This window comes from Nocardioides sp. (assembly GCF_035503875.1).
Lineage (GTDB): Bacteria > Actinomycetota > Actinomycetes > Propionibacteriales > Nocardioidaceae > Nocardioides.
On sequence record NZ_DATJTA010000043.1, the window covers coordinates 1 to 24,887 of the forward strand.

Below are 24,887 nucleotides of genomic sequence, written 5' to 3' on the forward strand. Positions count from 1 at the left end.
CGACCCGGCGCGAGTTCGCGCCGGGTCGGCACCACACTCACGCCGGGTCGGCAGTGCGGGGTCAGGCGCGGGGGGCGCGGGTGGCGACGGTGAGGAGGACGACGGCGTCGGTCTGGGCGTGCAGGTCGTGGCGGCTGGGCGGGATGACCAGGTGGTCGCCGGCGTCGGCGGTCCAGCTCTCCGAGTCGGCGCTCAGCCGGACCGACCCGTCGAGGACCTGCAGGGTGGCCTCGCCCGGGGACTCGTGCTCGCCGAGCGAGCGGCCCTCGGCGATCGCGATCAGCGTCTGGCGCAGGTCGTGCGCCTGGCCGCCGTACAGGGTCCGGGCGGCGCGGCCGCTGGAGGCCGAGCGAGCGGTCTCCAGCAGCTCGGAGGAGATCCGGGTGATGGACTGGGGCTGGTCGTCGCTCTGCATCGGTGGCTCCTGCTCAGCGGGTGGTGGACGGGATCGCGGACTCGGGAGGAAACGTCGGGACCATCAGCCCACCCGGTCCCATCCCCGGCGGGGCCGGTGGCTGCCCAGCTGCGCGTCGCGGCTGCGGTAGACGATGTAGGGCCGGGTGAGGTAGCCGAGCGGCGCGCTGAAGACGTGCACGAGCCGGGTGAAGGGCCAGAGCGCGAAGAGCGCGAACGCGACCAGGGCGTGCAGCTGGAAGCCGATCGGGGCGTCGGCCATCAGGGAGGCGTCGGGCTGGAAGGCGAGGAACGAGCGGTACCAGACCGAGACGCCCTCGCGGTAGTTGTACTCACCGCCGAGGGTGAAGATCGACCCGGCGATGGTGTTCCACATCCCGAGCAGGATGGCGAGGCCGAGGAACAGGTACATCACCTTGTCCATCACGGTGGTCGCCGAGAAGACCGGCCCCGTCGTACGCCGGCGGTAGATCAGGATGACCATGCCGACCGTCGCCGCGATCCCGGCGAGCAGCCCGCCGAGGACGGCGACGTAGTGGTAGACGTGGTCGTCGATGCCGACCGCCTCCGTCCAGGAGCGCGGGATCAGCAGGCCGATGACGTGACCACCGACCACACCGAGCATGCCGAAGTGGAACAGCGGGCTGCCCCAGCGCAGCAGTCGGTCCTCGTAGAGCTGCGAGGAGCGGGTGGTCCAGCCGAACTTGTCGTAGCGGTAGCGCCACACGTGGCCGACCAGGAACGTGGTCAGGCAGACGTAGGGCACGACGACCCACAGGAAGGTGTCCATCAGCGAGCTCCCGGGAACGACGGCATGGGCAGCGGGGTCGGGCCGGACGCCACGGGCGCCGCGGGTCCGGGGTCGAACCCCGGGGTGGCGTACGGCGTCAGCCCCACCTCCTCGGCGGGTGGTCCCTCGGCGGCGAGCCGGCGGATCGCCTCGACCTCGTCACCTCCGAGCGGAGGCAGCGTCGCGGTCACCGCCTCGACCGCGCCGGCCCAGCGCGAGCCGCGCTCGGCCAGAGACAGCCGGAGCACCTCCAGCCCGGCCCGGTGGTCGAGCAGCAGCGTGCGGCCCCGCTCGCGGTCGACGGTGGCGGCGTACTCGAGGACGACGCAGAGGTGGTCGGGCAGCTCCCCGCCCGCGAGCTCGCCGTCGTCGCCGAGCTCGACGCCGGACTCGCGGTAGGCCTGCTTGAACCGCAGCAGCGCCATCCCCCGCTTCCGGGTATCGCCGTGGGCGAAGTAGGTGAGGAACAGGTTGTGACGCCGGCGCGAGTCGAAGGTGTCGACGTAGTCGGCCTGCAGGTCGACCAGCGGCGTCGCCGCGAGCCGCGCCCGCGTCTCCTCCAGGGGTACGGCGAGCCGCGGCGGCAGCTCCGCGACCGCGCGGGCGACCAGCCCGAGGCGGTCGGCGAGCTCCTCGCCCGGGTAGTCGAGCAGCAGCGAGGCGCTCTGCCAGGCCCAGCTCAGCTGCTCGCCGGTGGCCTCCTCGGCGCGCCGGCGCCGCAGCCCGGCGATCATCGGTCCTCCGGGGCCGGGGGGAACAGTCCGGGCGGTGAGCCCTTGCCGTCCCAGTTGAGCAGGTTCACCCGGCTCGCCTTGTCGTCGGGCGCGGCCATCGTGTCGGCGCTCTGCCGGTCCTGGAGCATCTGGAAGTTCTCCACCGCGATCGGCAGCTGCCGACCCGAGCCCTCCCCGAACGGTCCCTGCTGGCCGCCGCCGTACTCCGAGACCGAGCACTCGGTGCCGATCTCCTCCAGCGAGTGCGCCTGCTCGGTGTGCGCGGCCGGGATGACGTAGCGCTCGTCGTACTTGGCCAGGGCGAGCAGGCGGTACATGTCGTACATGTCCTCCTCGCCCATGCCGACCGCCGCCGGGATCGAGCCGTCCGGCTCGCGCCCGAGGTTGATGTCGCGCATGTAGGAGCGCATCGCGGCGAGCTTGCGGAGCACGCCGTCCACCGGCGCGACGTCGCCGGCCGTGAACAGCTCGGCGAGGTACTCGATCGGGATCCGGAGGGCGTCGATCGCGGCGAACAGGTTGTCCTTGTCCTCGGCGTCGACCCCCGTGTCCCGGACGACGTCGACGACCGGCGACAGCGGCGGGATGTACCAGACCATCGGCATGGTGCGGTACTCCGGGTGCAGCGGGAGCGCGACCTTGTACGTGTTGATCAGGGCGTGGATCGGCGAGCGCTGGGCCGCCTGCACCCAGTCGTGCGGGATGCCGTCGCGCTCGGCCGCGCGGATCACCTCGGGGTCGTTCGGGTCCAGCAGCACCGAGCGCTGCGCCTCGTAGAGGTCGTGGTCGTCGGGCGTGGACGCCGCCTCCAGGACCTTGTCGGCGTCGTACAGCACCAGGCCGATGTAGCGCAGCCGGCCGACGCAGGTCTCGGCGCAGACGGTGGGCAGGCCGACCTCGATGCGCGGGAAGCAGAAGGTGCACTTCTCGGCCTTGCCGGTGCGGTGGTTGAAGTAGACCTTCTTGTACGGGCAGCCGGAGACGCACATCCGCCAGCCGCGGCACCGGTCCTGGTCGACCAGCACGATGCCGTCCTCGGACCGCTTGTAGATCGCCCCGCTGGGGCACGACGCCGCGCACGACGGGTTGAGGCAGTGCTCGCAGATCCGGGGCAGGTAGAACATGAAGGTCTGCTCGAACTCGAACTTCACCTTGTCCCCGATCTTCTTCAGCATCGGGTCGTGCTCGAGCGTGGCGGCCGAGCCGCCGAGGTCGTCGTCCCAGTTGGACGACCACTCGATCTTCATGTCCCGGCCGGTGAGCAGGGACTTGGGCCGCGCCACCGGCGTGTGCTCCTGCGCGGGCGCGTCGGTGAGGGTGGAGTAGTCGTAGGTCCAGGGCTCGTAGTAGTCCTGGATCGAGGGCATCTTCGGGTTGGAGAAGATCGTCGCGAGCTTCTTCCACCGCCCGCCCGCGCGCAGCTTCAGGCGGCCGCGCTTGTTCAGCTCCCAGCCGCCCTGCCACTCCTCCTGGTCCTCGTAGCGGCGGGGGTAGCCCTGGCCGGGCCGGGTCTCCACGTTGTTGAACCAGACGTACTCCGTGCCGGTGCGGTTGGTCCACGCCTGCTTGCAGGTGACCGAGCAGGTGTGGCACCCGATGCACTTGTCGAGGTTCATCACCATCGCCATCTGGGCCATGACCTTCATGTCAGTACGTCACCTCCTGCGAGCGCTTGCGGATGACCGTGACCTCGTCGCGCTGGTTGCCCGTCGGGCCGAGGTAGTTGAAGGCGAAGGCGAGCTGCGCGTAGCCGCCGATGACGTGGCTCGGCTTGACCAGGATCCGGGTCAGCGAGTTGTGGATGCCGCCCCGCTTCCCCGACGTCTCCGCGATCGGTACGTCGATCAGCCGGTCCTGGGCGTGGTGCATGTAGACCGTCCCCTCGGGCATCCGGTGCGACACGATCGCCCGGGCGACGACCACCCCGTTGCGGTTGACCGCCTCGATCCAGTCGTTGTCCTCGACGCCCACCTTGGCCGCGTCCTTGTCGCTCATCCAGATCGTCTGGCCGCCGCGGGAGAGCGAGAGCATGAACAGGTTGTCCTGGTACTCGGAGTGGATCGACCACTTGTTGTGCGGCGTCAGGTAGCGCACCGTCACCCCCAGCTCGCCCAGCGACCCGATGTCCGGCTCGCTGAACAGCGCCCCCATGTTGAGAGGTGGTCGGTAGACCGGCAGCCCCTCGCCGAGCTCGGTCATCCAGTCGTGGTCGAGGTAGAAGTGCTGGCGCCCGGTCAGCGTGTGCCAGGGCTTGAGCCGCTCGACGTTGATGGTGAACGGCGAGTACCGGCGCCCGCCGCTCTCGGAGCCCGACCACTCCGGCGAGGTGATCACCGGGACCGGCGCGGCGACGGTGTCGGCGAAGGTGATCTGCTTGCCCTCGTGCTCGGCCGCCAGGTCGTGCAGCAGGGTGCCGGTGCGCTTCTCCAGGGTCTTGAACCCCTGGGTGGCGAGATGGCCGTTGGTGGTGCCGGACAGCGCGAGGATCGCCTCGCAGGCGTGCACGTCCCGCGCCAGGGACGGCCGGCCGTCGGCCGCTCCGCCGCGGATCGCGCCGTTCTTGTGCTGCAGGTAGTCGACGGCGGCCGTCACGTCGTACGTGACGCCCTTGGTGGTCGTGCCGAGCTTCTCCATCAGCGGGCCGAGGGCCTGCATCCGGGCGCCGACCGCGGTGTAGTCGCGCTCCACCTGGACGAGCTTCGGCATGGTCACGCCCGGTACCGGCTCGCACTCGCCGTGCTTCCAGTCGCGGACGACGCCGTGCGGGTTGGCCATCGCGTCGGGCGTGTCGTGCAGCAGCGGTACGGCGACCACGTCGGTGCGGGTGTCGAGCCGGCCGGCCGCGAGCTCGCTGAACTTGGTCGCGATCGTCTGCCAGGCGTCCCAGTCGGTGCGGGTCTGCCACGGTGGCGCGATGGCGGGGTTGAACGAGTGCACGAACGGGTGCATGTCGGTGGTGTTGAGGTCGTGCTTCTCGTACCAGGTGGCCGCCGGCAGCACGACGTCGCTGAAGACGGTGGTGCTGGTCTGCCGGAAGTCGAGGGTGAGCAGCAGGTCGAGCTTCCCCTCGGGGGCGCCGTCGTGCCACTCCACCTCCTGCGGCCGCTGGCCCTCGGCGGCCTCCGCGGCCCGTAGCGAGCTGTCGGTGCCGAGCAGGTGCTTGAGGAAGTACTCGTTCCCCTTGCCCGAGGAGCCCAGCAGGTTGGCCCGCCAGATCGAGAGGATCCGCGGGAAGTTCTCCGGGGCGTCCGGGTCCTCGGCCGCGAACCGGAGGTCGCCGGACTTCAGCTGGTCGACGACGTGCTCGGCCACCGGCCGCCCGGCCGCGGCCGCCTCGTCGGCGACCTCCAGCGGGTTGCGGTTGAAGGTGGGGTACGACGGCATCCAGCCCATCCGTGCGCTCTTGGCGATCACGTCGGCCGTGCTCATGCCGTCGAGCAGCCCGCGGCCGGTCTTCGCGGAGACGGTGTCGGCGCCGAAGGTGTCGTAGCGGAACTGATCGGTGTGGAGGTACCAGTACGCCGTGTGGATCATCTGCCGCGGTGGCCGGACCCAGTCGAGCCCGAAGGCCAGCTGCGCCCACCCGGTCACCGGACGGCACTTCTCCTGCCCGACGTAGTGCGCCCAGCCGCCGCCGTTCACGCCCTGGCAGCCGGTGAGCGTGGTCAGCCCGAGGAAGCCGCGGTAGATGGTGTCGGAGTGGAACCAGTGGTTGGTCCCCGCGCCCATCAGGATCATCGAGCGGCCCTGCGAGTCCTCGGCGTTCTGCGCGAACTCGCGGGCGATCCGGGCCGCCGCGGCGGCGGGGACGTTGGTGATCGCCTCCTGCCAGGCCGGGGTGTACGGCGCGGACGCGTCGTCGTACGACGTGGCGTAGTCGCCGCCGAGCCCGTCGCGACCCACGCCGTACTGCGCCAGCATCAGGTCGAAGACCGTGGTGACCAGCCGGCCGCCGACCCGCCGGACGGGGACGTCGCGCGGCAGCGAGCCCGGAGTGCCGTCGACGTCGTCGAAGCGCGGCAGCTCGACGGAGACCGTCTCGGCCCCCGGCTCGAGCAGGGTGAGCAGCGGGTCGACGTCGCCGAGGTCGAGGTTCCAACGGCCCGCTCCCGCTTCGCCGAAGCGGTGGCCGAGCGCGCCGTTCGGCACCACCGGCTCCCCGGTCCGGGCGTCGACGAGCACGGTCTTGAAGTGCGCGTTCTCCTCCGCGGCGTGCTCGGGGAGGTCGGCGGCGGTGAGGAACTTGCCGGCCCGGTACGTGCCCTTCTCGGTGGTCGAGCCTGTCGAGACCTCGTCGAGCGCGACGAGGTAGGGCAGGTCGGTGAAGCGCTTGGTGTAGTCGGTGAAGTACGACGTCTGCCGGTCGACGAAGAACTCCTTCAGGATGACGTGCCCCATCGCCATGGCCAGCGCCCCGTCGGTGCCGGGCGCGATGGCCAGCCACTCGTCGGCGAACTTCACGTTGTCGGCGTAGTCCGGCGAGACCACGACGACCTTCTGGCCCCGGTAGCGCGCCTCGGCCATCCAGTGCGCGTCGGGCGTGCGGGTGACCGGCACGTTCGAGCCCCACATGACGAGGTAGCCGGCGTCCCACCAGTCCCCTGACTCGGGCACGTCGGTCTGGTCGCCGAAGACCTGCGGGGAGGCGACGGGCAGGTCGGCGTACCAGTCGTAGAAGGAGAGCATCGAGCCGCCGACGAGCGAGGTGAACCGGGCGCCCGAGGCGTGGGAGACCATCGACATCGCGGGGATGGGCGAGAAGCCGGCGACCCGGTCAGGTCCCCACCTCCGGATCGTGTGCACGTAGGCGGCGGCCACCATCTCGGTCGCCTCGTCCCAGCTCGCCCGGACCAGACCGCCCTTGCCGCGGGCGGACTTGTAGGCCTTAGCGCGCTGCGGGTTGTCGACGATGTGCGCCCACGCCTTCACCGGGTCGCCGCCGTGCTGGGACTTGGCCTCGCGGTACATCTGCAGCAGCACCCCGCGCACGTAGGGGTAGCGCACCCGGGTCGGCGAGTAGGTGTACCAGGAGAACGCCGCCCCGCGCGGGCACCCGCGCGGCTCGTACTCCGGCTTGTCCGGCCCGACCGAGGGGTAGTCGGTCTGCTGGGTCTCCCAGGTGATGATCCCGTCCTTGACGTAGACCTTCCACGAGCACGACCCCGTGCAGTTCACCCCGTGGGTGGAGCGGACGATCTTGTCGTGGCTCCAGCGGTCGCGGTAGAAGTCGTCGGCCGCGCGCCCGCCCTGCTTGGTCAGGGTGCGCTGGTCTGCCGACACCTCGCCGCGGGTGAAGAACCGCCGGCTCCCCACGAGCGCCTCGGACAGCGGGCCGTCCAGGCCGGGGCGGCGGGTGCCGTCGGGGTGCGTGGTCACGCGGGCGTCCTCTCGTCGATGGACTGCTGGGCGGTACGGCGGACGACGGTGAGGGTCAGCACCAGGGTGCCCGCGGCGGCGATCGCCAGCAGCCACAGGCCGATGGCGTACGAGTCGGTGCGGCCGTAGACGTAGCCCATGATCAGCGGCGGGACGAACCCACCGAGGCCGCCGGCCGCGCCGACCAACCCGGTGATGCCGCCGACCCGCGACGGCTCGCTGACCTGCGCGATCAGCGCGAAGGTCGCGCCGCTGCCCGAGCCGAGGGCGGCCGCCATGGCCAGGAACGCGACGGTGCCGATCCCGTCGAGCGGCGGCGTGCCGGCCGAGATCGCGGCCCCCACGACCACGACGGCGAACCCACCGGCGAGCACGGGGATCGCGCCCAGGCGGTCGGCGAGCCAGCCGCCCACCGGCCGCATCAGCACGGCGACGACCACGAAGCCCGCCATCCGGTTCGACGCGTCGGCGGCGGTCAGGCCGTGGGCGGTCTTCAGGTACGCCGGGAGGTAGACCGAGAACGCGACGTACCCGCCGAAGGCGACGGCGTACAGGATGCAGGCCTGCCAGGTGATGCTCAGTTGGGCGGTGGCCGCCAGCCGGCTCGCGAGCGGCGTGGTCGGCACGACCCGCCCGGGGGCGTCCCGCAGGACCAGCCAGGACACGACCGTGTAGATCGCGAGCGCGCCGGCGGTGATCAGGAACGGCGCGGTCTCGCCGACGTCCTCGAAGAGGCGCACGGTGGTGAGCGCGCTGATCGCCGTACCGCCCATGCCGGCGCCGAAGATCCCGACCGCGAGGCCGCGCTTGGCCGGCGGGAACCAGGCGTTGACGAACGGGACGCCGACCGCGAACGCCGTACCGCCGATGCCGAGGAAGAAGCCCCCGACCAGGATCAGCGCGTACGAGTCGAGGGCGAAGAAGCCGAGGAAGAGCACGGGGACGACCGTCGCCGCGGAGACGAGGGGGAACATCACCCGCCCGCCGTACCGGTCGGTGAGGGCGCCGACCACGATCCGGCCGAGCGAGCCCACGATCACCGGGACGGCGACCATCAGCGAGACGTCGGACTCGCTCAGGTCTCCGAGACGGCCGTTGTCGCGGAAGAGCGGGCCGAGGGGGCTGATCAGCGCCCAGGCCCAGAAGTTGAGGGCGAAACCGATGGTGGCGATCGCCAGCATCAGCCAGGCCGTGCCGAGTCGCTCCGGCACCTCGTGTTGGGCTTGCGCTTCGTGGCTCAAGTGGCCTCCCTGGTGTGCCCGATCACACTCTGGGCTCCCACACTGGCACAACATCTGAGCCCTTGCACGGACCGGCGGTCGAGTGCTTCGTACCCACTTTCCGGCCCCGGGCCGACGACCGTCAGGGCCATAAGTCCCGATCTGGACCGGCCGGATCCGGCCGGGCCACCCGCCCCGGGGTGGTGCGCGTCCACCTGCGCCGAGGGGAGGCTCGGATGGCCCCGCGACCGCGACGGGCGTGGGGGTGAGCATCCGTGAGCCAGGACCAGGCCGACGACCAGGCCGACGACCAGGTCGACTCCGTGTCGACGCCGGTCGCGCCCGTCGTACCCCGCTGGGAGTGGCGCTGCTTCGGGGACCTCGCGAACGCAGACCGGGTACTCACGCAGCTGCGGGCCACCCCGGCGGCGGCGAGTGACGAGACGTACCTGCTGTCGAGGTCGCGCGATGCCTCGGTCAAGATCCGCGCCGGCCTGCTCGACCTGAAGACCCTGCGCCGGATCGACGGCACCGGCCTGCAGCTGTGGGCACCCGTCCTGAAGGCGCCCTTCCCGGTCGGCGAGGCCACGGCGGCCACGGTGTTCGAGGCCCTCGGCCTGCCCACACCGCGCCGGCCGCGCTACACCTACGACGAGCTCGTCCGCGAGGCGCTCGGGGCGCGCGACGACGTCCGCGTCCTGGACGTGCACAAGGCCCGGCACCGATCGGTGCTGGACGGCTGCATGATCGAGTACACCGAGCTGACCGCGGACGGGCGCACCGTCGGGACGGTCGCGGTGGAGTCGCCGGACAGCGAGCTGGTCGTCGACACCGTCCGCCGACTCGGCCTGGACGACCGGACGAACACCTGCGTCGCGGAGGGGCTCCGCTCGCTCCTCGGCTGGGAGCCGCCCCGGCTCGCGGTCGTCGACGTCGGCACCAACTCGGTGAAGCTCACCGTCGGCGACGGGCGGGACGGCGTACCGCTCCCCGACCGCGACGCCGCCGTCGTGACCCGGCTGGGCGAGGGACAGTCGGAGGCCGGGCTGCTGCAGGCCGAGCCGATGCGTCGCACCGCCGGCGCCATCGCCCGCCTGGTCGACGGCCTGCGCGCGGAGGGTCCGACGCGGATCCTCGCCGTGGGGACCGCGGGCCTGCGCCAGGCGCCGAACAGGGACGTCCTCCTCGACCTGGTCCGCGCCCGCAGCGACGTGGTGGTCCAGGTGATCTCGGGTCCCGAGGAGGCCCGTCTCGCCTACCGCGCCGCGGTGTCCAGCCTGCCGCGGACCGACGGACGGCTGCTGGTATTCGACTCCGGGGGCGGCAGCAGCCAGTTCACGTCCGGCAGCCTGGAGGCGATCGAGGAGCAGTTCAGCCTCGACGTGGGGGCGGTGGGCATCACGGAGCGCTTCGCGCTGGCCGAGGCCGTGCCGCGCGAGAGCGTCGATGCCGCCCTGGCCGCGATCGAGGCCGAGTTCGACCGGGTGAGAAGCCGCTCGCGTCCGGACGCCGTCATCGGGATCGGCGGCACCTCGACCAACCTCGCCGCGGTCAGCCGCGGGCTGACGGCGTACGACCCCGACATCGTCCACGGCACCGTCCTCGGCGTGGCCGAGGTGGACCGGCAGATCGAGCTCTACCGGCGCCGTACGACGCAGGAGCGACGCGGGATCGCCGGCCTGCAGCCGGCCCGGGCCGCGGTGATCCTCGCCGGCGCCTGCATCGTCCGCACCATCCTGGCCATCGCTGGCCTCGACGAGCTCACGGTGAGCGACCGCGGCCTGCGGCACGGCGTCCTGGCCGAGCGAAGCGGGACCTGACGCCGGCACGCTGACTCGACCGGGCCGGCTCAGCCGGCCGCCGCGGTCTCCTTCGTCGGCGTGGCCGTGGTCGGGAGCGTGTGCGCGGACGACGCGGCAGCCGCGGCGGCGTCGCCCAGGGTGCCGCGGGCCTGCGGGTGCCGGCCCATGACGACCGCCATCAGGACGCCGGCGAAGCTGATCACCGCCATCACCCACGCGGTCGTGCTGAGACCCGCGGTGAGGGCCACGGCGTCGCTGCTGCCGTCGGCGAGCCGGTCGGCTGTGACGCTGCTGTAGAGGGTCGCGGCGAGGGCGGTGGCGACGGCGGCGCCGACGTACCGGGCCATGTTGGAGACGCCGGACGCCTCGCCGACCTGGCTGGCGGGCACCGTGGCGGTCGCGGCGGCCGACGAGGGGCCGTTCGACAGCCCCATCCCGACGGCGGCGGCGATGAGCGGGAGGAAGAAGGCGCCGTACTTCCAGGACTCGTCGGCGAGGCCGATCCAGGCGAAGCCGGCGGTGGTGACGAGGAAGCCGACGCCCACGATCTGGCGGCCGCCGAACCTCGCGGCCAGCCGGGGCACGAGCGGGGCCGAGATCACCAGGCCGACCGTGGCGGGCAGGGTGGCGATGCCCGCCTCCAGCGGGCTGAACCCGAGTGTGCTCGGGTCCTGGAAGTACAGGCTGAGCACGTACATGAGCGCGTTGATGGTGCCCGCGCCGATCAGGATCGCGATCGTGGCGCCGACCAGCACCCGGTTGCGCAGCAGCCCGAGGTCGAGCAGCGGGAGGGCGGTCCGTCGTTCCACCGCGACGAACCCGACACCGGCGAGGATCGCCACCACGACGCACCCGATGGTCGCGGCCGAGACCCAGCCCCAGTCGCTGCCCTTGCTGAGCGCGAGGATGAACGGCCCGAGCGTGAGGGCCACCAGGACGGTGCCGAGGTAGTCCACCGAGCGCGGCCGGTCGACGTCCCGCGACTCGCCGACCGTGGCGAAGGTGAGCGCCATGCAGCCGACCGCGATCGCGGCGTCGATCCAGAACAGGCCCTGCCATCCGGTCGTGTCGACCAGGACCCCGCCGACGAGCGGGCCGGCCGCGGCGCCGACCGCGGCCGCGGCGCCCCACAGGGTCACCGCGCGCACCTGTTCCTGTCCGGTGTACGCGACGGTGAGCAGACTCATCCCGCACGCGAGGATCGTGGCGCCCGAGGCGCCCTGGATCATCCGGCCCGCGATCACCATCTCCCCCGAGCCGGCCAGCGCGATCATCACGCACGACGCGACGAAGAGCAGCAGGCCGAGCTGGAAGACCCGCTTGCGGCCGAAGACGTCGCCGAGCGAGCCCGACGTGATGATCACGGCCGCGCCGACCAAGGAGTAGCCCGTGACCGCCCACTGCAGCGTGTTCACCGACGTACCGGTGTCCTCGCTGATCGCGGGCAGCAGGATCGCGACGGCCGAGGTGTTCGCGTTGACGACCAGCGTCGAGATGCAGGTGGCCAGGAGCACGCCGGTGCCGCGCCGCTGGGCACGGTCGGACGGGGCGGGGCGAGATCCGCCGTCGGTGGGGAGTTCAGGCACGTCAGCCGCCGAGCAGCTTGGCCTTCTGCGCCGCGAACTCGGCGTCGGTCAGGATCCCCTGGTCGCGCAGCTCGCCCAGCTTCTGCAGCTGCTCGATCAGGTCGCCCGAGCTCGCCGCGGCGGGCGCGGCCGGCGCGGGGGCGGCGTACGCCGGCTCCTGGTACTGCTGCTGCTGGTAGTACTGGTGCTCCATCTGCTGCTGGTCCTGCGCGGCCCAGCGTCCCGCCTGGCGCCGCGACACGCGGTTGGACACCGCCGTGGCGGTGCCGGCGACGACGGCGGTACGGGCCATTCCTCCGATGAGTCCCATCTCGGTCCTTCCTCTCAGGCCTCGGTCGTCTCGAGCGCTTCGAGCGCCGCGACCACGTCGTCGGCCGGGATCCGGCCACTGGCGATGAGCTCGGCGCCCGACTCCCGCATCGCGGTGACGAACGGACCGGCCCAGGTGTTCTCGTAGACGAGCAGGGCGACGGCGCTGCCCGGCTCCAGCAGCTCGGCGCTCTGGGCGATGTCGTCGTCGCTGAGCAGGCCCGACCGGGCACCCTCGAACACCGCCACGTCCAGCTCGCCGTCACCGTCGAGGTCGGTGAGCTCGACGACCGCGACGGTCCCGTCCTCGTCGACCGTGGCGACGACCAGGTCCAGGATCCGGATGATCCCCCGCTCGGTCAGGTCGAGCAGGGCGGTGAGGCCCTTCCCCTGGAGCTTCGCCCCGGGGAGCTCCACGGCGAGGTAGTCGATCGGTCCTACGTCGAACTGGGTCATCGGGTCCTCCTCGACCGATGTCGGGTGCTGACGCGCTCACGCTCACACGCACCCGGGTGGTTCGACCCCACCCCGGCACGGGTGAGGCGGGGCCACCCGAACGGTCCGCACCATCTGAGGCATGGCCACCTTGCCGACGTACGACGCGGAGCAGCTCGGCGCCGTCCTGGACCTGCTGCCCGACGTGGACTCCGTCGAGCTGAAGCTGACGGTGCCCGGAGCCGATCACCGCCGCGTGCTCGACAGTCTGGGCATCGACTCCCTGGACGCGCAGATCCGGCAGGTCGCGTTCTTCGACACCCCCGACCTCAGGCTGTCGGCAGCCGGCCTGGTGGTGCGGGCGCGTCGTACCCAGCACAAGCCGGGCGACGCGACCGTGAAGCTGCGCCCGATGTTCCCCGCCGACGTCCCCGACGGGCTGCGCGCGCTCCCCGGCTTCAAGGTGGAGGTGGACGCCTCCCCCGCCGGCTTCACGTGCTCGTGCTCGCTCACCGCCGAGGTGCCCGACCGCAAGGTCAAGCGCCTGTACGCCGGCACCCGCACGCTCGACGACGTCCTCGACCACGAGCAGCGCGCGCTCTTCGCCGACCGGTTGCCTCCCGGTGTCGATCCCGCCGACCTGCGGGTGCTGGGTCCCGTGCACCTGCTGAAGGGCAAGTTCGCCCCGAAGGACTACCCGCGCCGGATGGTCGCCGAGCTCTGGCTGCTCCCCGACGGCGGCCGGATCCTGGAGCTCTCCACCAAGGCGGACCCCGCCCAGGCGCTCCAGGCCGCCGCCGAGACCAAGGTCTTCCTCGCCTCCCGTGGCATCGACCTGGAGGCGCCCCAGGAGGCGAAGACGCAGACCGTGCTCAGCGCCTTTGCGGGTGCGCTGGAGCAGGCCTGAGGGTCGCTGGGCGGTGGGTCTGTGGGATCAGGGCAGCAGATCCCAGTACTGCTTGCGAGCAGGCATCGCGTGGATGACCATCTCCTCGCCGCTCTCGAAGACCAGGACGACGGTTTCGAGGAGACGTGCCCGAGTGTCGAAGCCCAGTCGCAGCTCTCGATGGGGCCAGTCATCCTCGTCAAGCGGTTCGATCCACTGTGACCAGTCGGCTGCGTGGAGCGCGTCCTCGGGCGAGATCCCGTGCTTGAGCGCGCTGGCGTGGATCCTCACGCAGCGAAGTTCGCCAACGCTCGGCGGATCGCCTCCGAGCGAGTCAGGTGCTCCCGCTCGGCCACCGCGTCCAGCGCCGCGATCTCCTCGACGGTGAGCCGCACTGCCACGACCTGCATCGGCTCACTGCCGCGACCCGGTCGACCGCGCCCGCGACGCTTCAGCTCCTCGACGTCGTAGCCGTCCTCCGCCTCGTCAACCCACTGCCGGATCTGTTCCTCGTCGACCATGAACAAATCGTATAACGAAAACTGGTGGTCCGTGGGGTCTGGGCTCGCAGAGTTGCACCCCGGGCCACCCGCGCCAGCCCGGGCCAACGACCGCAATTGCAGCCTGCCGACATGCTGAGCGCTGCGCGACCTGTCCAACGGCCGCAATTGCGGCCGTTGTGCGCCTGCGCCCCACCCGCCCGATCACCTGCGCGACGCGGTACGCGTACCTAGACTCGGCGCGTGCAGCTCGACGAGTACCTGACCGCCGACGCCACCGCGTTGGCCGCCCTGGTCGCCGACAAGCAGGTCACGGCGGTCGAGCTGCTGGCCCTGGCGCGCCGGCGCGCCGAGCAGGTCAACCCGCAGATCAACGCGGTCGTGGCGTCGCTTGACGACGTGGCGGACGCCCGGGCGGCCGAGGCGTTGGAGGGGCCGTTCGCCGGGGTGCCGTTCCTGGTCAAGGACCTCGCCCAGGAGTACGCCGGCTTCCCCACCACCGGCGGCTCGCACGCCCTGGCGCACGACGTGGCCGACGAGCACGCGCTGGTCACGCAGCGGTTCCTCGACGCCGGACTGGTCGTCTTCGGCAAGACCAACACCCCCGAGTTCGGCGCGAAGGGCATCACCGAGGACGACCTCCTGGGACGCGCGCGGAATCCGTGGAACCTGGCCCACACCCCGGGCGGGTCCTCCGGGGGATCCGGCGCCGCGGTCGCCGCCGGCATCGTGCCTGCCGCGGGCGCGAGCGACGGCGGCGGGTCGATCCGCATCCCGGCAGCCTGCAACGGCCTGGTCGGGTTGAAGCTCAGCCGCGGGCTCACGCCGTACGGCCCGCAGGGCAGCGAGGCCATGTTCGGCATGGTCACGCAGGGCGTGCTCTCCCGCACCGTGCGTGACAGCGCCGCGCTGCTCGACGCGATCGCCGGGGCTCCCACCCGCTACGCGGCGTACGTCGCGAGGACCCCGGAACCCTTCCTCCCCGACCTCGACCGGACTCCGGGGCGCCTGCGGATCGGCTTCTCGGTCTCCTCGGCCATCAACCCCAGCCCCGATCCGGAAGCGGTCGCCGCGGTGGAGAACGCCGCCCGTCTGCTCGCCGAGCTCGGCCACGAGGTCGAGCCCGTGGATCAGCCCCACGACGACGCGGCCCTGGCCCGTGACTTCCTGAGCATCTGGTTCGCCCAGCTCCACGGCCAGATCGAGGCGATCAAGGCGCGGCTCGGCTCCCCCGACAGCGCCTTCGCCGCCGACACGCTCGCGGTGGCCGAGATCGGGCGGGCCGCGGGTGTCGGCGCGCTCTTCGCCGCGCTGGACAACATCAACGCGCATATCCGCGCCCTCGACGACTTCCACCAGCGGTACGACCTGCTGCTCACCCCGACCCTGGCCAAGCCCCCGTTGGAGGTGGGCTCCGTCGACACCCCGCCGCTCCTTCAGCGGGCCTCGCGGATCATCGCCAAGGTGCACGCCGGGAAGCTCCTCAACGCCACCGGCATCCTCGACCAGCTCATCGCCGAGAACCTCGGCTGGGTGCCCTACACCCAGCTGGCCAACATCACCGGCCGGCCCGCGATGTCCCTGCCTCTCCACTGGACCGCCGCCGGCCTGCCGCTGGGCGTCCAGCTCGTCGGCCCGCTCGGCTCCGACGGCCTCCTGCTGCGGCTGGCCGCGCAGGTGGAGCAGGCTCAGCCGTGGTCCCACCGCTACGCCGAGCTCGACCCGAAGCTGACTGCCGGGCCGTAACGCCGGCCGGCCGCGCCCCGCGCGGGTCGCCCAACGGACGCCTCGCGCAGCGAGGGCCGCCCCGGATCCGGGGCGGCCCTCGCTGGTGATCAAGAGGTGATCGCGGTGGAGCTGCGGGGAATCGAACCCCGGTCCTCGAGCGTCGATCCAGGTCTTCTCCGGGTGCAGTCGGTGCTGTCGCTTTTCTCGGCCCCGGCGCTCGCACAGACACGTCGCCGACAGGCCCAGTCAGGAAAGAGTCCCGGTCACCCCTCCTGACAGGGAGTGACCAGCAAGTCTCCTAGATGACGCCAGGATCCGGGACGGAGACGGGTGCCCGGACTGACGCTTCGATCACTGCTCAGGCAGCGAGAGCGAAGGAACTGCGATTGGTGTTGGCAGTTATAGGTTTCCAGCGATCGTTTACGAGATGGCGCTGGCTTCTCGACCCGCTTCCCCTGGAACTAACGTCCCAAGTCGAAACCGATCAGCCCCTCTTGAGTTGTCCTGCACAAGGCAGTCTACGTGTCCCAACAGCCCCGCACGAACCACTATTCCGCCACCCGGTCGTCCAGGATCGGGGCGATCGCCTCGTACGCCGCCACCGGGACCAGCGCGGCGAGCCGCTCGCTGAACCGCGTGAGGCGTGCGTAGTCGCGGGTGAAGTCCCGGTTGGCCTTCGTGATCGCCTTCAGCGACTGCCGCGGGGTGGAGGCGCCGTCGCGGAGCCGGACGACCGCCTTCCGGCGCTGCGCGACCAGCCGCGCGTAGCGGTCCGACAGCCTGGCCAGGTCCTCGTTCTCGGACTCCGCGAGGCCGGCGCTCAACTTCAGGCAGGGGGCGGCGGCCTCCCGGTGCCGCTCGAGCCAGGTGCCGGCATACGCCGTGAACGCCGCGGGCGCGGTCACCTCGACGCCGAAGATCCGCTGGCACGCCGTCCCGACGGCGAGGAAGAGCGGGAAGGAGCGGTCGAAGCCGTCCTGGTACGCCGCCGCGGCGGCGTACTGCGTCTGGAAGGCCTGGTACGCCGCGCTCAGCTCCTCGTCGACCATCGCCGGATGCGCGGCGAGGGTGGCGAGGGCGGCGTCGCGCTTCGCGGCGACGTCGCGCTGCTGGCGGACCGCCTTCACGATCCGGGGCGCCTTGCGGAAGCCCTCCGGGTCGTCCTCCCAGGCGTTGCGGACCACGTCCTGGTACGCCGCCGACCGCTTGTTCGTCTGGTTCAGGACGTCCGCGAGCCCGCGGTAGAGCGTCTGGGCCTCGGCGTACTCGGCCGCGGTCGCCCGGGTCTCCACGCTCGCGGTCACCGAGGGCGTGCCCCCGGGGCCGGAGTCGGCGTCGTCCCCGCCGCCCCCGCTGCACGCCGTCAGCGCCGTCCCGACGAGCCCGAGCGTCAGCGCGGTCGCCGCGATCCGCGCCCTCATGCCGGCGCCCCGAGGAGTCGTACGCCGTTGCCCCAGCAGACCGCGCGCAGCCAGTCGTCACCGAGGTCGAGCCGGGCCAGGCCGTCGAGCTGGTGGGCGTAGGGGTACGGGATCGTCGGGAAGTCGCTGCCGAGCAGCACCTTGTCCTGCAGGTCGGCCAGGCGCGGCACCAGGTCAGCGGGGTACGGCGGGAAGAAGTCGGTGAACACCATCGTGGTGTCCAGGTGCACCCGCTCGTACGACGCGGCCAGCTCGAGGAACTCCGCGCACTCGGGCGCGCCCATGTGCGCGACGACCAGGGTCAGCCGCGGGAAGCGGCGCAGCAGCCGGGCAGTCGACTCCGGACCCGTGAACCCGTTCGGGACCGGGCCCGAGCCCGCGTGCACGACGACCGGCGTACCGCTGTCCTCCAGCACGCCCCACGCCTCGTCGAGCAGCGGGTCGTCGAGGTGGAACTCCCCCACCTGCAGGTGCACCTTGAAGATGTCGACGCCGGCGGCGACCAGCTCGGCGACGTACGCCCCGACCCCGGGCTCGGGGAAGAAGGTCGCCGACCACAGCGACTCCGGCACGTCGGCGGAGAAGCCGCGCGCCCAGTCGTTGAGGTACGCCGCGACGCCGGGCTTGTGGGCGTACGGCAGCGTCGGGAAGCGGCGTACGCCGAACTCGCGCAGGATCTCGACCCGCTCCTCGTGCGACTGCCGGTAGCGGATCGGCCACTCCCGGCCGATCTTCGGGCCGGCGTTGTCGAAGACGGCGTACACGGCCCGCTGGATGTTCGGCGGGAGGAAGTGCACGTGCACGTCGAACAGCCCCGGCAGGCCGAGACGCTCCCAGAACGCGCGGACCGGCGCGGCCTCGTCAGTCACGCATGCCCTTGAGGTGCCGCCCCAGGGCCTGCTCCTTCTCGCGGTTGGCGGTGCGCTCGGCGATCGACTGGCGCTTGTCCCACGACTTCTTGCCCTTGGCGAGCGCGATCTCGATCTTGGCCCGGCCGTCCTTGAAGTACAGCGCCAGCGGGACGACCGTGAGGCCCTTCTCGTTGACCCTCCGCTCGATCTTGTCGATCTCGACCCGGTTGAGCAGCAGCTTGCGCTTGCGGCGGGCGGAGTGGTTGGTCCAGGTGCCCTGGGAGTACTCCGGGATGTGCACGTTGTGCAGCCAGGCCTCGCCGCGGTCGATGTCGACGAACCCGTCGACCAGCGACGCGCGGCCCTGGCGCAAGGACTTCACCTCGGTGCCCTGGAGCACCAGGCCGGCCTCGAAGGTGTCCTCGATGGCGTACTCGTGTCGCGCCTTCTTGTTCTGCGCGATCATCTTCTGCCCCTGCTCCTTCGCCATGGCTCCAGTGTCCCAGAGACGCGCAACGGCATTGCCGACGACGCTGGTCGAGGTGCTCCGAAGCGACGCAGGATCCCGGCTCACCGAGTTTCGAGGCTCAGGACTTCGTCCTTCGCACCTCAACCAGCGTCGGCAGCGCTCAGCCAGCGTCAGCAGGCGGCGGCGAGGTCCTCGGCCTGGTTGGCGGCGTACCCCTGCTTCAGCGAGCCGAGCGAGCCGCCGGTGACCGGGGTCGACGCGCCGGTGTCCGGCTTCTCCGACTTCTTCCCGCCCGCCTGGGCCGTGTCCTTCGGCTTCTTCTTGGGGGCGTCGCCCTCGGAGCGGTCGATGGCCTTGCGGACCTCGGCGCGGATCTTCTTGATGTCGGGGTTCGCCGTGTTCACCAGCGGCGGGACCAGCGACAGCGTCGCCATCTTGTGGTCGCGGGCCTTCATGGCGAGCGAGGCGAAGGTGTCGATCTCGGAGGCGGGGAGGTCGGTCGAGATCATCGCCGAGGATGCCTTGGCGATCTTCTCGAAGTTGCGTACGGCGACCTGCGGGCTGATCTCGCCCAGCATCGCGCTCATCACGCACTTCTGCCGCGCCATCCGCGAGTAGTCGTCGGAGCCCTCACGGGCGCGGGAGTACCAGAGCGTCTCGAAGCCGGTGAGCTTGCGGTTGCCGGGCTCGATGTAGCCGGTGACGTCGCTGCCGAGACCACCGACCGGGATCCGGGAGCGGACGTTGAGGGTGACCCCGCCGACCGCGTCGACGAGGTTCTTGAACCCCTTCATGTTGACCATCGCCCAGTAGCTGATCTCCAGGCCGGTGATGCCCTCGATCGCCTCGATCGTGGCGTCCACGCCCGGGTTCTTCGAGTCCGGGAACAGCTTGGTGTTGTCGCCGGCCCAGGTCGAGACGCCGTTGAGGTAGCAGCCGTCGCAGTCGAAGCCGTCGGGGAACTGCTCGTGCATGACCGAGCCCTTGCGGAACGGGAAGTTCGCCATGTTGCGCGGCAGGCCGATGAGCACGGTCTTGCCGGTGTCGGCGTCGATCGAGGCGACGGTCATCGAGTCGGGACGCAGCCCCCACCGGTCGGCGCCGGAGTCGCCGCCGAGCAGCAGCACGTTGTAGCGGCCGTTCGCGGCGTCGCTCGCGGAGCCGTCGCCGAACGTGGTGAGGATGAAGTCGCGCTGGACGGCGACCAGGTGGGCGCCGAAGAGCATCACACCCGCGACCGTGAAGCAGAGCAGGCCGTTCACGCCGACGATCGCGCGCCGGTGGCCGAGGCCGAGGGTCAGCGGCTGGCCGATCCGCCAGGCGTCGACGAACAGGTACGCCCACGCGACCGCGCCGACCATCAGGCCGAGCCGCAGGACGAGCAGCAGTCCGGGCTGCGTCGCCAGGGACACCGCGCTGGACGGGTGCACGAGCAGCACGAGCGCGGTGACCAGACCGACGACGAGCAGCACCAGCCAGGTCGTGACCGCGATCCGCCCGACCCGGCGGTTGCCCGCGCTCAACTGGGCCGAGCCCGGCACGAGCAGCGTCATCGCCATCAGGGACAGCGCCCGGCGGAACCGCACGCGCGCGGCACGCTCGGCGACCGAGGTGCGCACGTGGTCGCGTGCGGGTCCGGGGTGCGACCCGGGGGAAGAAGCGGGTGGCGTAGGCATCGAGATGCCTCTCTGTGCTGCGTACTGCGGGTGAGTACTGAAGGGGAAGGTCAGTGCTGCCCGGCCAGTATCACCAGCCACACGTGTCACAGCGGGTCACGACGCGCCGGGCGGCTCGCAATGACGTGAGATCTCGGCCATCAGCTCGGGGCCGGGCTCGCGGTCGACGTACACGAGCCGGATCGCGGCCGGGTCGGGGTTGCCCACGTCGCGGCCTCGCCAGACCTGCCGCAGCCCGACCCGCTCCGCCGTACGGCGCGACGGCTCGTTGTGCTCCAGCAGCACGGCCAGCACCGGCCGGTCGGGGCTCACGTCGTGGGCCGCCTCGATCGCCGTACGCGCCATCTCGGCGGCGTACCCGCGCCCCTGCACGGCAGTGTCGAAGCGGTAGTAGAGGTTCCACCAGGTCCGGTCCAGCGGGACCGCGCAGCCACCGCGGCCGACGACGGACCCGCCCTCGCGGTCGCGCACCGACCAGTAGCCGAGCCCGTACGACGCCCACTGCCGATCGCCGATCACCACCATCTGCTCCGACATCAGGCGGTCGGCGTGGCGACCCGGCGGGAACTGCACCCAGGACTCCGGGTCGGCGTGCATCCCGTGCAGGTCCGCGACGTCGGCGACCGTGGGCGCGTCGAGCCAGAGACGCTCGGTGCGCACGTGCCGCCAGTTCGTCACGCGGCTCAGGTACCCGCTCGACCCGACTCGATCTCCTCGCGCCGGGCCAGCCGGTGGGCGCGCCGGATCTCGGCCTCGCGCCAGCGGCGTACCTCGTCGGGTGTCTCGGGCAGCAGCGGAGGTACGGCGCGGGCCCGGCCGTCGGCGTCGATGGCCACGAAGACGAAGTACGCCGACGCGACGTGCAGCGCGCTCACCGACGGGTCGTTCCACGGCTGCGCCTCGACCCGGACGCCGATCTCCATCGAGGAGCGGCCGGCCCAGTTGACCTGGGCCTGCGTGCGGACGATGTCGCCGACGTGCACCGGCGCCAGGAAGGCCATCTCGTCGAGGGCGGCGGTGACCGCCGGCCCGCCGCTGTGGCGCTGGGCGACCGCGCCCGCGGTGGAGTCGGCGAGCTTCACGATCTCGCCGCCGTGGATGTTGCCGAGCAGGTTGGCCTCGCGCCCCGACGTCATCAGCGCCAACGACACGCGCGCGTACGAGGGCGGCCTGCCGGACAGCTCCTGGCTCATGACCGCACGGTAGCGTCAGCGCCATGGCAGACCGTCCCCGGAACGACGGCTCCGGGGACGGGGACCCGGAGTTCGGCTGGCTCTACGGCAAGAACCAGCCCGGCAACGACCCCACCCGACCCGTCCCGCGGCAGCAGCGCGAGCCGCGCCCCGACGAGACCCGGGTGATGCGCGTCCAGCCGCCGGGGTCCTCGACGACGCCGCCTCCCCCGCCGCCGCGCGCTCCCCGGCCCGCGCCCACGCCGGCGCCCTCCACTCCGCCGAGCAGCGGCGGCGGCTCCGGGCCGCGACTGCGCCGGCCCCGGTTCCGGTTCCGCTACGTCCTGCTGCTGGTCGCCGCGTGGATCGTGTTCCTCGTCGCTGTGCCGATCTACGCGTGGACCAGCGTCGACAAGGTCGAGTGGGAGCCGCGCGGCAGCCGGCCCGACGACCAGCCGGGCACGACGTACCTCCTGGTCGGCAGCGACTCACGTGGCGACCTCAGCGAGGAGGAGCGCAAGAAGCTCGGCACCGGTGGCGCCGCCGGCCAGCGCACCGACACGATCATGCTGCTGCACACCGGCGCGGGGCCGAACCTGCTGATGTCGATCCCTCGCGACTCGATCGTCCCGATCCCCGGGCACGGCACGACCAAGATCAACGCGGCGTACGCCTTCGGCGGCCCGCGGCTGCTGACCCGCACCATCGAGGAGAACACCGGCATCCGCGTCGACCACTACGTCGAGATCGGGATGGGCGGGCTGGCCGGCGTCGTCGACGCGGTGGGCGGCATCGAGATCTGTCCCGAGAAGGACATGAAGGACAAGCAGGCCAACCTGGACATCAAGAAGGGCTGCCAGGAGGCCGATGGCGTCACCGCGCTCGGCTACGCGCGCTCGCGCAAGACCGACGCCGCCCTCGGCGACATCACCCGGGTCAAGCACCAGCGTGAGGTCGTCTCGGCGGTCGGCAAGAAGGTCCTCTCCCCCTGGACGGTCCTGAACCCGGTCCGCTACTGGCAGCTCAACAACGCCATCCCCGGCTTCTTCGGCTTCGGCGAGGGCACCGGCCCCGTCCGCGCCGGCATGTGGGCGATGGCCATGACCCGCGTCAACGGCGAGAACGGCCTGACCTGCACCGTCCCCATCGCCGACCTCGCTGTGAACTGGGACGACGAGCGCTCGGAGCAGATGTTCCAGGCGATGCGCGAGGACAAGGTCGACGAGATGGACGACAAGCTCTGCACGCCGACGGGCCTCCCCCCGCGCTGACCCGCAGGTCCGCCGACCCGTCGATCGTGCGGCGACACACCGCGAAAAAGGCCGAGAAAGTGACGGGTCGGCATCGCTTGAAGGTCCCGGGGTAACGGGTCGGCATGTCCCACGACCTCGACACCGCGATCGTCGACATCGACGGCACGCTGCTGGACTCGAACTACCACCACACACTGGCCTGGGTGCGGGCGTTCGCGCACGTGGGGATCACGGTCCCGGGATGGCGGATCCACCGGCACCTCGGGATGGGCGGCGACCGGCTCGTGGGCGCGGTGGCCGGCGACGGGGTGGAGGAGCGGCACGGGGACGAGGTGCGCGAGCGCTGGGAGCGGGAGTACGACGAGATCATCGACGAGACCCGGCTCCTCGACGGGGCCCGGGACCTGCTCGACGCGCTGGGCGACGCCGGACTCACCGTCGTGCTGGCCAGCTCCAGCATCCCCCGCCACGCCGAGCACGCGTTGGAGCTGCTGGACGCCGGGGACCGCGCCGCGGCGTGGACGACGGCCGAGGACGCGTCGGCCACGAAGCCGGACCCCGAGCTCCTCGACGCGGCGCTCGACCGGGTCGGCGGCGGGCGCGCGGTGATGCTGGGCGACTCGGTGTGGGACGTGGCCGCGGCGAACGAGCGCGGTATCCCCACGATCGGGCTGCGCAGCGGCGGCGTCGGTGCGGCGGAGCTGCGCGAGGCCGGAGCCGTCGCGGTGTACGACGACCCGCGCGGCCTGACCGAGCACCTGCGGGAGGCACTCGACCAGGCCGCGCGGGCCGGTCGGTCGGGGTAGGGCTCAGCCCTTCTTGCGGCTCGTCCTCTTGGAGGCGGCCTTCTTGGCGGCGCCCCTCTCGGTGTCGGCACCCGCGGTCGAGAGGCTGCCGCTCTTGTCCTCCAGGTGCGCCCGGATGAACCAGTGGAACAGCTCCAGCTGCTCGGTCTGGGCGATGAACATGTCCTGGGTGACCGGGTCGAGCTCCTCGAGCTCCGTGATGCCGTCGCGGTACTCGGAGATCACGCCGTGGTAGACGAGGTCGAGCGCGCCCAGGTGCTCCTGGGTGGTGGCCCGGCCGATGCTGTACTCGTCCCAGGTGCGGGCCTCGACGAGTCGGCCGGGGGTGCCGACCGGGGACCCGCCGAGGGTCGCGATCCGCTCGGCGAGGTCGTCGGCGAACCCGCGTACGGCGTCGACCTGCGGGTCGAGCATCTCGTGGACGGCGATGAAGTGCGGGCCGACGACGTTCCAGTGCACGTGCTTGAGGGTCAGGTGCAGGTCGTTGGCCGCGTTCAGGCGGCTCTGCAGCAGGTCCACGACGCGCTCGGCGTCGGCCTCGGACATGCCGGGAACGGTGTACTTCAGCTTCGAGGTCGTCATGGCCAGCCAGTAACCCGGCCACCGAGCGGGGAAACGAGCCGGGACCGCCTGAGTGGGGGTGGAGACGGTCCCGGCTCCCGGTCGTCCGTACCCGCCCCGCGACGGGCTAAGCGCCGGTCTGGACCGCCGCGCCGATCGTCCGGTCGAGCAGCTCGCGCAGCTCGAGGAAGTGGCGCTCGGCCCCGGCCTCGTCGTACGACGAGGAGTCGGCCATCGAGTAGCCGTGCCGAGCCCCCGGGTAGACGGACTCGCGGTGCACGACGCCGGCCTCGTCGAGGGCGGCCGCCAGCGTCCCGATGTCCTCGGGCGGCATGGAGGCGTCCTGGTCCGCGTGCCCGAAGAGGAACTCCGCGCGGGCGCCGTCCACCACCCGGTGCGGACTGTCGGGAGCGTCGGTGACCAGCCCGCCGCCGTGGAAGCCGCCGACCGCGGCGACCAGGTCGGGCCGCAGCGCCGCGGTGCGTACGGCGAGCCGCGCGCCCATGCAGTAGCCGGTCACGCCGACCGGTCCGGTGGCGTGCCGGAGCAGCTCGTCGAGCCAGGCCTCGGCGTCGGGGAGCGAGCGGTCGGGGGTCAGCGCGTTCACCCGGTCCATCACGCCGTCGGCGAAGAACGCCGCGCGCGCCTCCGGCTGCCGCAGGTCGGCCTTCGGCGCGAGGTCGGCGGCGGAGCCGTCGCGGTAGAAGACGTGCGGCACGAGGACGACGTACCCCCACGAGGCGATCCGGTCGGCCATCGCCTCGGTCCGCGGGCGCAGACCGATCGCGTCGACGTAGAACAGCACCCCCGGGCGCGGCCGGTCGTCGGGCCGGGTCAGGTAGGCCTCGGCGGTGCCGTCGGCGGTGGTGATCTCGATGCGCTTCCCCATGGCCAGGAG

The 24,887-nt window shown here is 71.8% G+C and carries 24 protein-coding genes and 1 other RNA gene; 5 read left to right on the forward strand and 20 right to left on the reverse strand.

What is annotated here, in order from left to right; translation table 11 throughout:
* Positions 1-61 precede the first annotated feature (61 nt).
* From VMF51_RS10135 to VMF51_RS10160, 6 genes are all read right to left on the reverse strand, one after another.
* Positions 62-415, reverse strand: a complete 354-nt coding sequence (locus VMF51_RS10135; RefSeq protein WP_325474302.1) for a cupin domain-containing protein — start codon at positions 413-415, stop codon at positions 62-64.
* Between the two features lie 63 nt (positions 416-478).
* Positions 479-1,204: a respiratory nitrate reductase subunit gamma gene (gene narI, locus VMF51_RS10140; protein ID WP_325474303.1), complete on the reverse strand. Its 726-nt coding sequence runs from the start codon at positions 1,202-1,204 to the stop codon at positions 479-481.
* Positions 1,204-1,938, reverse strand: a complete 735-nt coding sequence (gene narJ / locus VMF51_RS10145) for a nitrate reductase molybdenum cofactor assembly chaperone (protein WP_325474304.1) — start codon at positions 1,936-1,938, stop codon at positions 1,204-1,206. Before narJ ends, narI begins: the two co-directional genes overlap by 1 nt.
* On the reverse strand, positions 1,935-3,584 hold the full coding sequence (gene narH / locus VMF51_RS10150) for a nitrate reductase subunit beta (protein WP_325474305.1): 1,650 nt from the start codon (positions 3,582-3,584) through the stop codon (positions 1,935-1,937). The genes narJ and narH overlap by 4 nt, the downstream gene beginning before the upstream one ends.
* A 1-nt stretch (position 3,585) precedes the next feature.
* Complete coding sequence (locus VMF51_RS10155; RefSeq protein WP_325474306.1) at positions 3,586-7,314, reverse strand: nitrate reductase subunit alpha; 3,729 nt, start codon at positions 7,312-7,314, stop codon at positions 3,586-3,588.
* Positions 7,311-8,525, reverse strand: a complete 1,215-nt coding sequence (locus tag VMF51_RS10160) for an MFS transporter (RefSeq protein ID WP_325474307.1) — start codon at positions 8,523-8,525, stop codon at positions 7,311-7,313. The genes VMF51_RS10155 and VMF51_RS10160 overlap by 4 nt, the downstream gene beginning before the upstream one ends.
* 284 nt (positions 8,526-8,809) lie before the next feature.
* Between VMF51_RS10160 and VMF51_RS10165 the strand changes: the two genes are divergently transcribed.
* Positions 8,810-10,354: a Ppx/GppA family phosphatase gene (locus VMF51_RS10165; RefSeq protein ID WP_325474308.1), complete on the forward strand. Its 1,545-nt coding sequence runs from the start codon at positions 8,810-8,812 to the stop codon at positions 10,352-10,354.
* Between the two features lie 29 nt (positions 10,355-10,383).
* On the opposite strand, the gene VMF51_RS10170 is transcribed toward VMF51_RS10165, so the two are convergent.
* The 3 genes from VMF51_RS10170 to VMF51_RS10180 are packed head-to-tail and all read right to left on the reverse strand — an operon-like array spanning position 10,384 to position 12,687.
* Positions 10,384-11,922, reverse strand: a complete 1,539-nt coding sequence (locus VMF51_RS10170) for an MFS transporter (protein WP_325474309.1) — start codon at positions 11,920-11,922, stop codon at positions 10,384-10,386.
* A gap of 1 nt (position 11,923) precedes the next feature.
* Positions 11,924-12,232, reverse strand: a complete 309-nt coding sequence (locus VMF51_RS10175) for an SHOCT domain-containing protein (protein ID WP_325474310.1) — start codon at positions 12,230-12,232, stop codon at positions 11,924-11,926.
* A 14-nt stretch (positions 12,233-12,246) separates the two neighbouring features.
* Entirely contained in the window at positions 12,247-12,687 is a 441-nt protein-coding gene (locus VMF51_RS10180) for a DUF6325 family protein (RefSeq protein WP_325474311.1), read from the reverse strand.
* 121 nt (positions 12,688-12,808) lie between these two features.
* Here VMF51_RS10180 and VMF51_RS10185 point away from each other — a divergent pair, with 121 nt between their 5' ends.
* Positions 12,809-13,573 (forward strand): hypothetical protein, encoded by a 765-nt coding sequence (locus tag VMF51_RS10185; RefSeq protein ID WP_325474312.1) that lies wholly within the window; start codon positions 12,809-12,811, stop codon positions 13,571-13,573.
* A gap of 27 nt (positions 13,574-13,600) precedes the next feature.
* Here the strand turns inward: VMF51_RS10185 and VMF51_RS10190 are convergent, their stop codons facing one another.
* Positions 13,601-13,843, reverse strand: coding sequence for a hypothetical protein (locus tag VMF51_RS10190; protein ID WP_325474313.1), 243 nt, complete (start codon positions 13,841-13,843; stop codon positions 13,601-13,603).
* Complete coding sequence (locus tag VMF51_RS10195; protein WP_325474314.1) at positions 13,840-14,073, reverse strand: ribbon-helix-helix protein, CopG family; 234 nt, start codon at positions 14,071-14,073, stop codon at positions 13,840-13,842. The genes VMF51_RS10190 and VMF51_RS10195 overlap by 4 nt, the downstream gene beginning before the upstream one ends.
* Positions 14,074-14,295: 222 nt before the next feature.
* On the opposite strand from VMF51_RS10195, the gene VMF51_RS10200 reads away from it, so the two are divergent.
* Complete coding sequence (locus VMF51_RS10200; protein WP_325474315.1) at positions 14,296-15,798, forward strand: amidase; 1,503 nt, start codon at positions 14,296-14,298, stop codon at positions 15,796-15,798.
* A gap of 103 nt (positions 15,799-15,901) precedes the next feature.
* On the opposite strand, the gene ssrA is transcribed toward VMF51_RS10200, so the two are convergent.
* The 7 genes from ssrA to VMF51_RS10235 form a co-directional block, all read right to left on the reverse strand.
* Positions 15,902-16,272: a transfer-messenger RNA gene (gene ssrA, locus VMF51_RS10205) on the reverse strand.
* A gap of 56 nt (positions 16,273-16,328) precedes the next feature.
* On the reverse strand, positions 16,329-17,201 hold the full coding sequence (locus VMF51_RS10210) for a hypothetical protein (protein ID WP_325474316.1): 873 nt from the start codon (positions 17,199-17,201) through the stop codon (positions 16,329-16,331).
* Positions 17,198-18,070, reverse strand: a complete 873-nt coding sequence (locus tag VMF51_RS10215; RefSeq protein ID WP_325474317.1) for an amidohydrolase family protein — start codon at positions 18,068-18,070, stop codon at positions 17,198-17,200. Before VMF51_RS10215 ends, VMF51_RS10210 begins: the two co-directional genes overlap by 4 nt.
* On the reverse strand, positions 18,063-18,542 hold the full coding sequence (smpB, locus tag VMF51_RS10220; protein WP_325474318.1) for an SsrA-binding protein SmpB: 480 nt from the start codon (positions 18,540-18,542) through the stop codon (positions 18,063-18,065). Before smpB ends, VMF51_RS10215 begins: the two co-directional genes overlap by 8 nt.
* 149 nt (positions 18,543-18,691) lie before the next feature.
* Positions 18,692-20,140 carry an LCP family protein gene (locus tag VMF51_RS10225; protein ID WP_325474319.1) on the reverse strand — a complete coding sequence of 483 codons (1,449 nt, stop codon included), beginning with the start codon at positions 20,138-20,140 and terminating at the stop codon, positions 18,692-18,694.
* 153 nt (positions 20,141-20,293) lie between these two features.
* Positions 20,294-20,875, reverse strand: coding sequence for a GNAT family N-acetyltransferase (locus VMF51_RS10230; protein ID WP_325474320.1), 582 nt, complete (start codon positions 20,873-20,875; stop codon positions 20,294-20,296).
* A 5-nt stretch (positions 20,876-20,880) separates the two neighbouring features.
* Complete coding sequence (locus VMF51_RS10235) at positions 20,881-21,390, reverse strand: acyl-CoA thioesterase (RefSeq protein WP_325474321.1); 510 nt, start codon at positions 21,388-21,390, stop codon at positions 20,881-20,883.
* Positions 21,391-21,413: 23 nt separating this feature from the next.
* On the opposite strand from VMF51_RS10235, the gene VMF51_RS10240 reads away from it, so the two are divergent.
* A complete protein-coding gene (locus VMF51_RS10240) occupies positions 21,414-22,640 on the forward strand; it encodes an LCP family protein (RefSeq protein WP_325474322.1) in 1,227 nt (408 codons plus the stop codon).
* A gap of 104 nt (positions 22,641-22,744) precedes the next feature.
* Entirely contained in the window at positions 22,745-23,428 is a 684-nt protein-coding gene (locus tag VMF51_RS10245) for an HAD family hydrolase (protein WP_325474323.1), read from the forward strand.
* 3 nt (positions 23,429-23,431) lie between these two features.
* Here VMF51_RS10245 and VMF51_RS10250 read toward each other — a convergent pair whose 3' ends face one another.
* Both VMF51_RS10250 and VMF51_RS10255 read right to left on the reverse strand, forming a co-directional pair.
* On the reverse strand, positions 23,432-24,010 hold the full coding sequence (locus VMF51_RS10250) for a DNA starvation/stationary phase protection protein (RefSeq protein WP_325474324.1): 579 nt from the start codon (positions 24,008-24,010) through the stop codon (positions 23,432-23,434).
* 106 nt (positions 24,011-24,116) lie between these two features.
* Complete coding sequence (locus VMF51_RS10255) at positions 24,117-24,878, reverse strand: dienelactone hydrolase family protein (RefSeq protein ID WP_325474325.1); 762 nt, start codon at positions 24,876-24,878, stop codon at positions 24,117-24,119.
* Positions 24,879-24,887 lie beyond the last annotated feature (9 nt).

Excerpts from the sequence above, each read along its gene's own strand:
- VMF51_RS10210 (WP_325474316.1), bottom strand. The coding sequence starts at position 17,201 with ATGAGGGCGCGGATCGCGGCGACCGCGCTGACGCTCGGGCTCGTCGGG.
- VMF51_RS10185 (WP_325474312.1), top strand. The coding sequence starts at position 12,809 with ATGGCCACCTTGCCGACGTACGACGCGGAGCAGCTCGGCGCCGTCCTG.
- VMF51_RS10245 (WP_325474323.1), top strand. The coding sequence starts at position 22,745 with ATGTCCCACGACCTCGACACCGCGATCGTCGACATCGACGGCACGCTG.
- VMF51_RS10175 (WP_325474310.1), bottom strand. The coding sequence starts at position 12,232 with ATGGGACTCATCGGAGGAATGGCCCGTACCGCCGTCGTCGCCGGCACC.
- VMF51_RS10195 (WP_325474314.1), bottom strand. The coding sequence starts at position 14,073 with ATGGTCGACGAGGAACAGATCCGGCAGTGGGTTGACGAGGCGGAGGAC.
- narJ (WP_325474304.1), bottom strand. The coding sequence starts at position 1,938 with ATGATCGCCGGGCTGCGGCGCCGGCGCGCCGAGGAGGCCACCGGCGAG.
- VMF51_RS10255 (WP_325474325.1), bottom strand. The coding sequence starts at position 24,878 with ATGGGGAAGCGCATCGAGATCACCACCGCCGACGGCACCGCCGAGGCC.
- VMF51_RS10180 (WP_325474311.1), bottom strand. The coding sequence starts at position 12,687 with ATGACCCAGTTCGACGTAGGACCGATCGACTACCTCGCCGTGGAGCTC.
- VMF51_RS10135 (WP_325474302.1), bottom strand. The coding sequence starts at position 415 with ATGCAGAGCGACGACCAGCCCCAGTCCATCACCCGGATCTCCTCCGAG.
- VMF51_RS10235 (WP_325474321.1), bottom strand. The coding sequence starts at position 21,390 with ATGAGCCAGGAGCTGTCCGGCAGGCCGCCCTCGTACGCGCGCGTGTCG.
- VMF51_RS10250 (WP_325474324.1), bottom strand. The coding sequence starts at position 24,010 with ATGACGACCTCGAAGCTGAAGTACACCGTTCCCGGCATGTCCGAGGCC.
- smpB (WP_325474318.1), bottom strand. The coding sequence starts at position 18,542 with ATGGCGAAGGAGCAGGGGCAGAAGATGATCGCGCAGAACAAGAAGGCG.
- narI (WP_325474303.1), bottom strand. The coding sequence starts at position 1,204 with ATGGACACCTTCCTGTGGGTCGTCGTGCCCTACGTCTGCCTGACCACG.
- narH (WP_325474305.1), bottom strand. The coding sequence starts at position 3,584 with ATGAAGGTCATGGCCCAGATGGCGATGGTGATGAACCTCGACAAGTGC.
- VMF51_RS10240 (WP_325474322.1), top strand. The coding sequence starts at position 21,414 with ATGGCAGACCGTCCCCGGAACGACGGCTCCGGGGACGGGGACCCGGAG.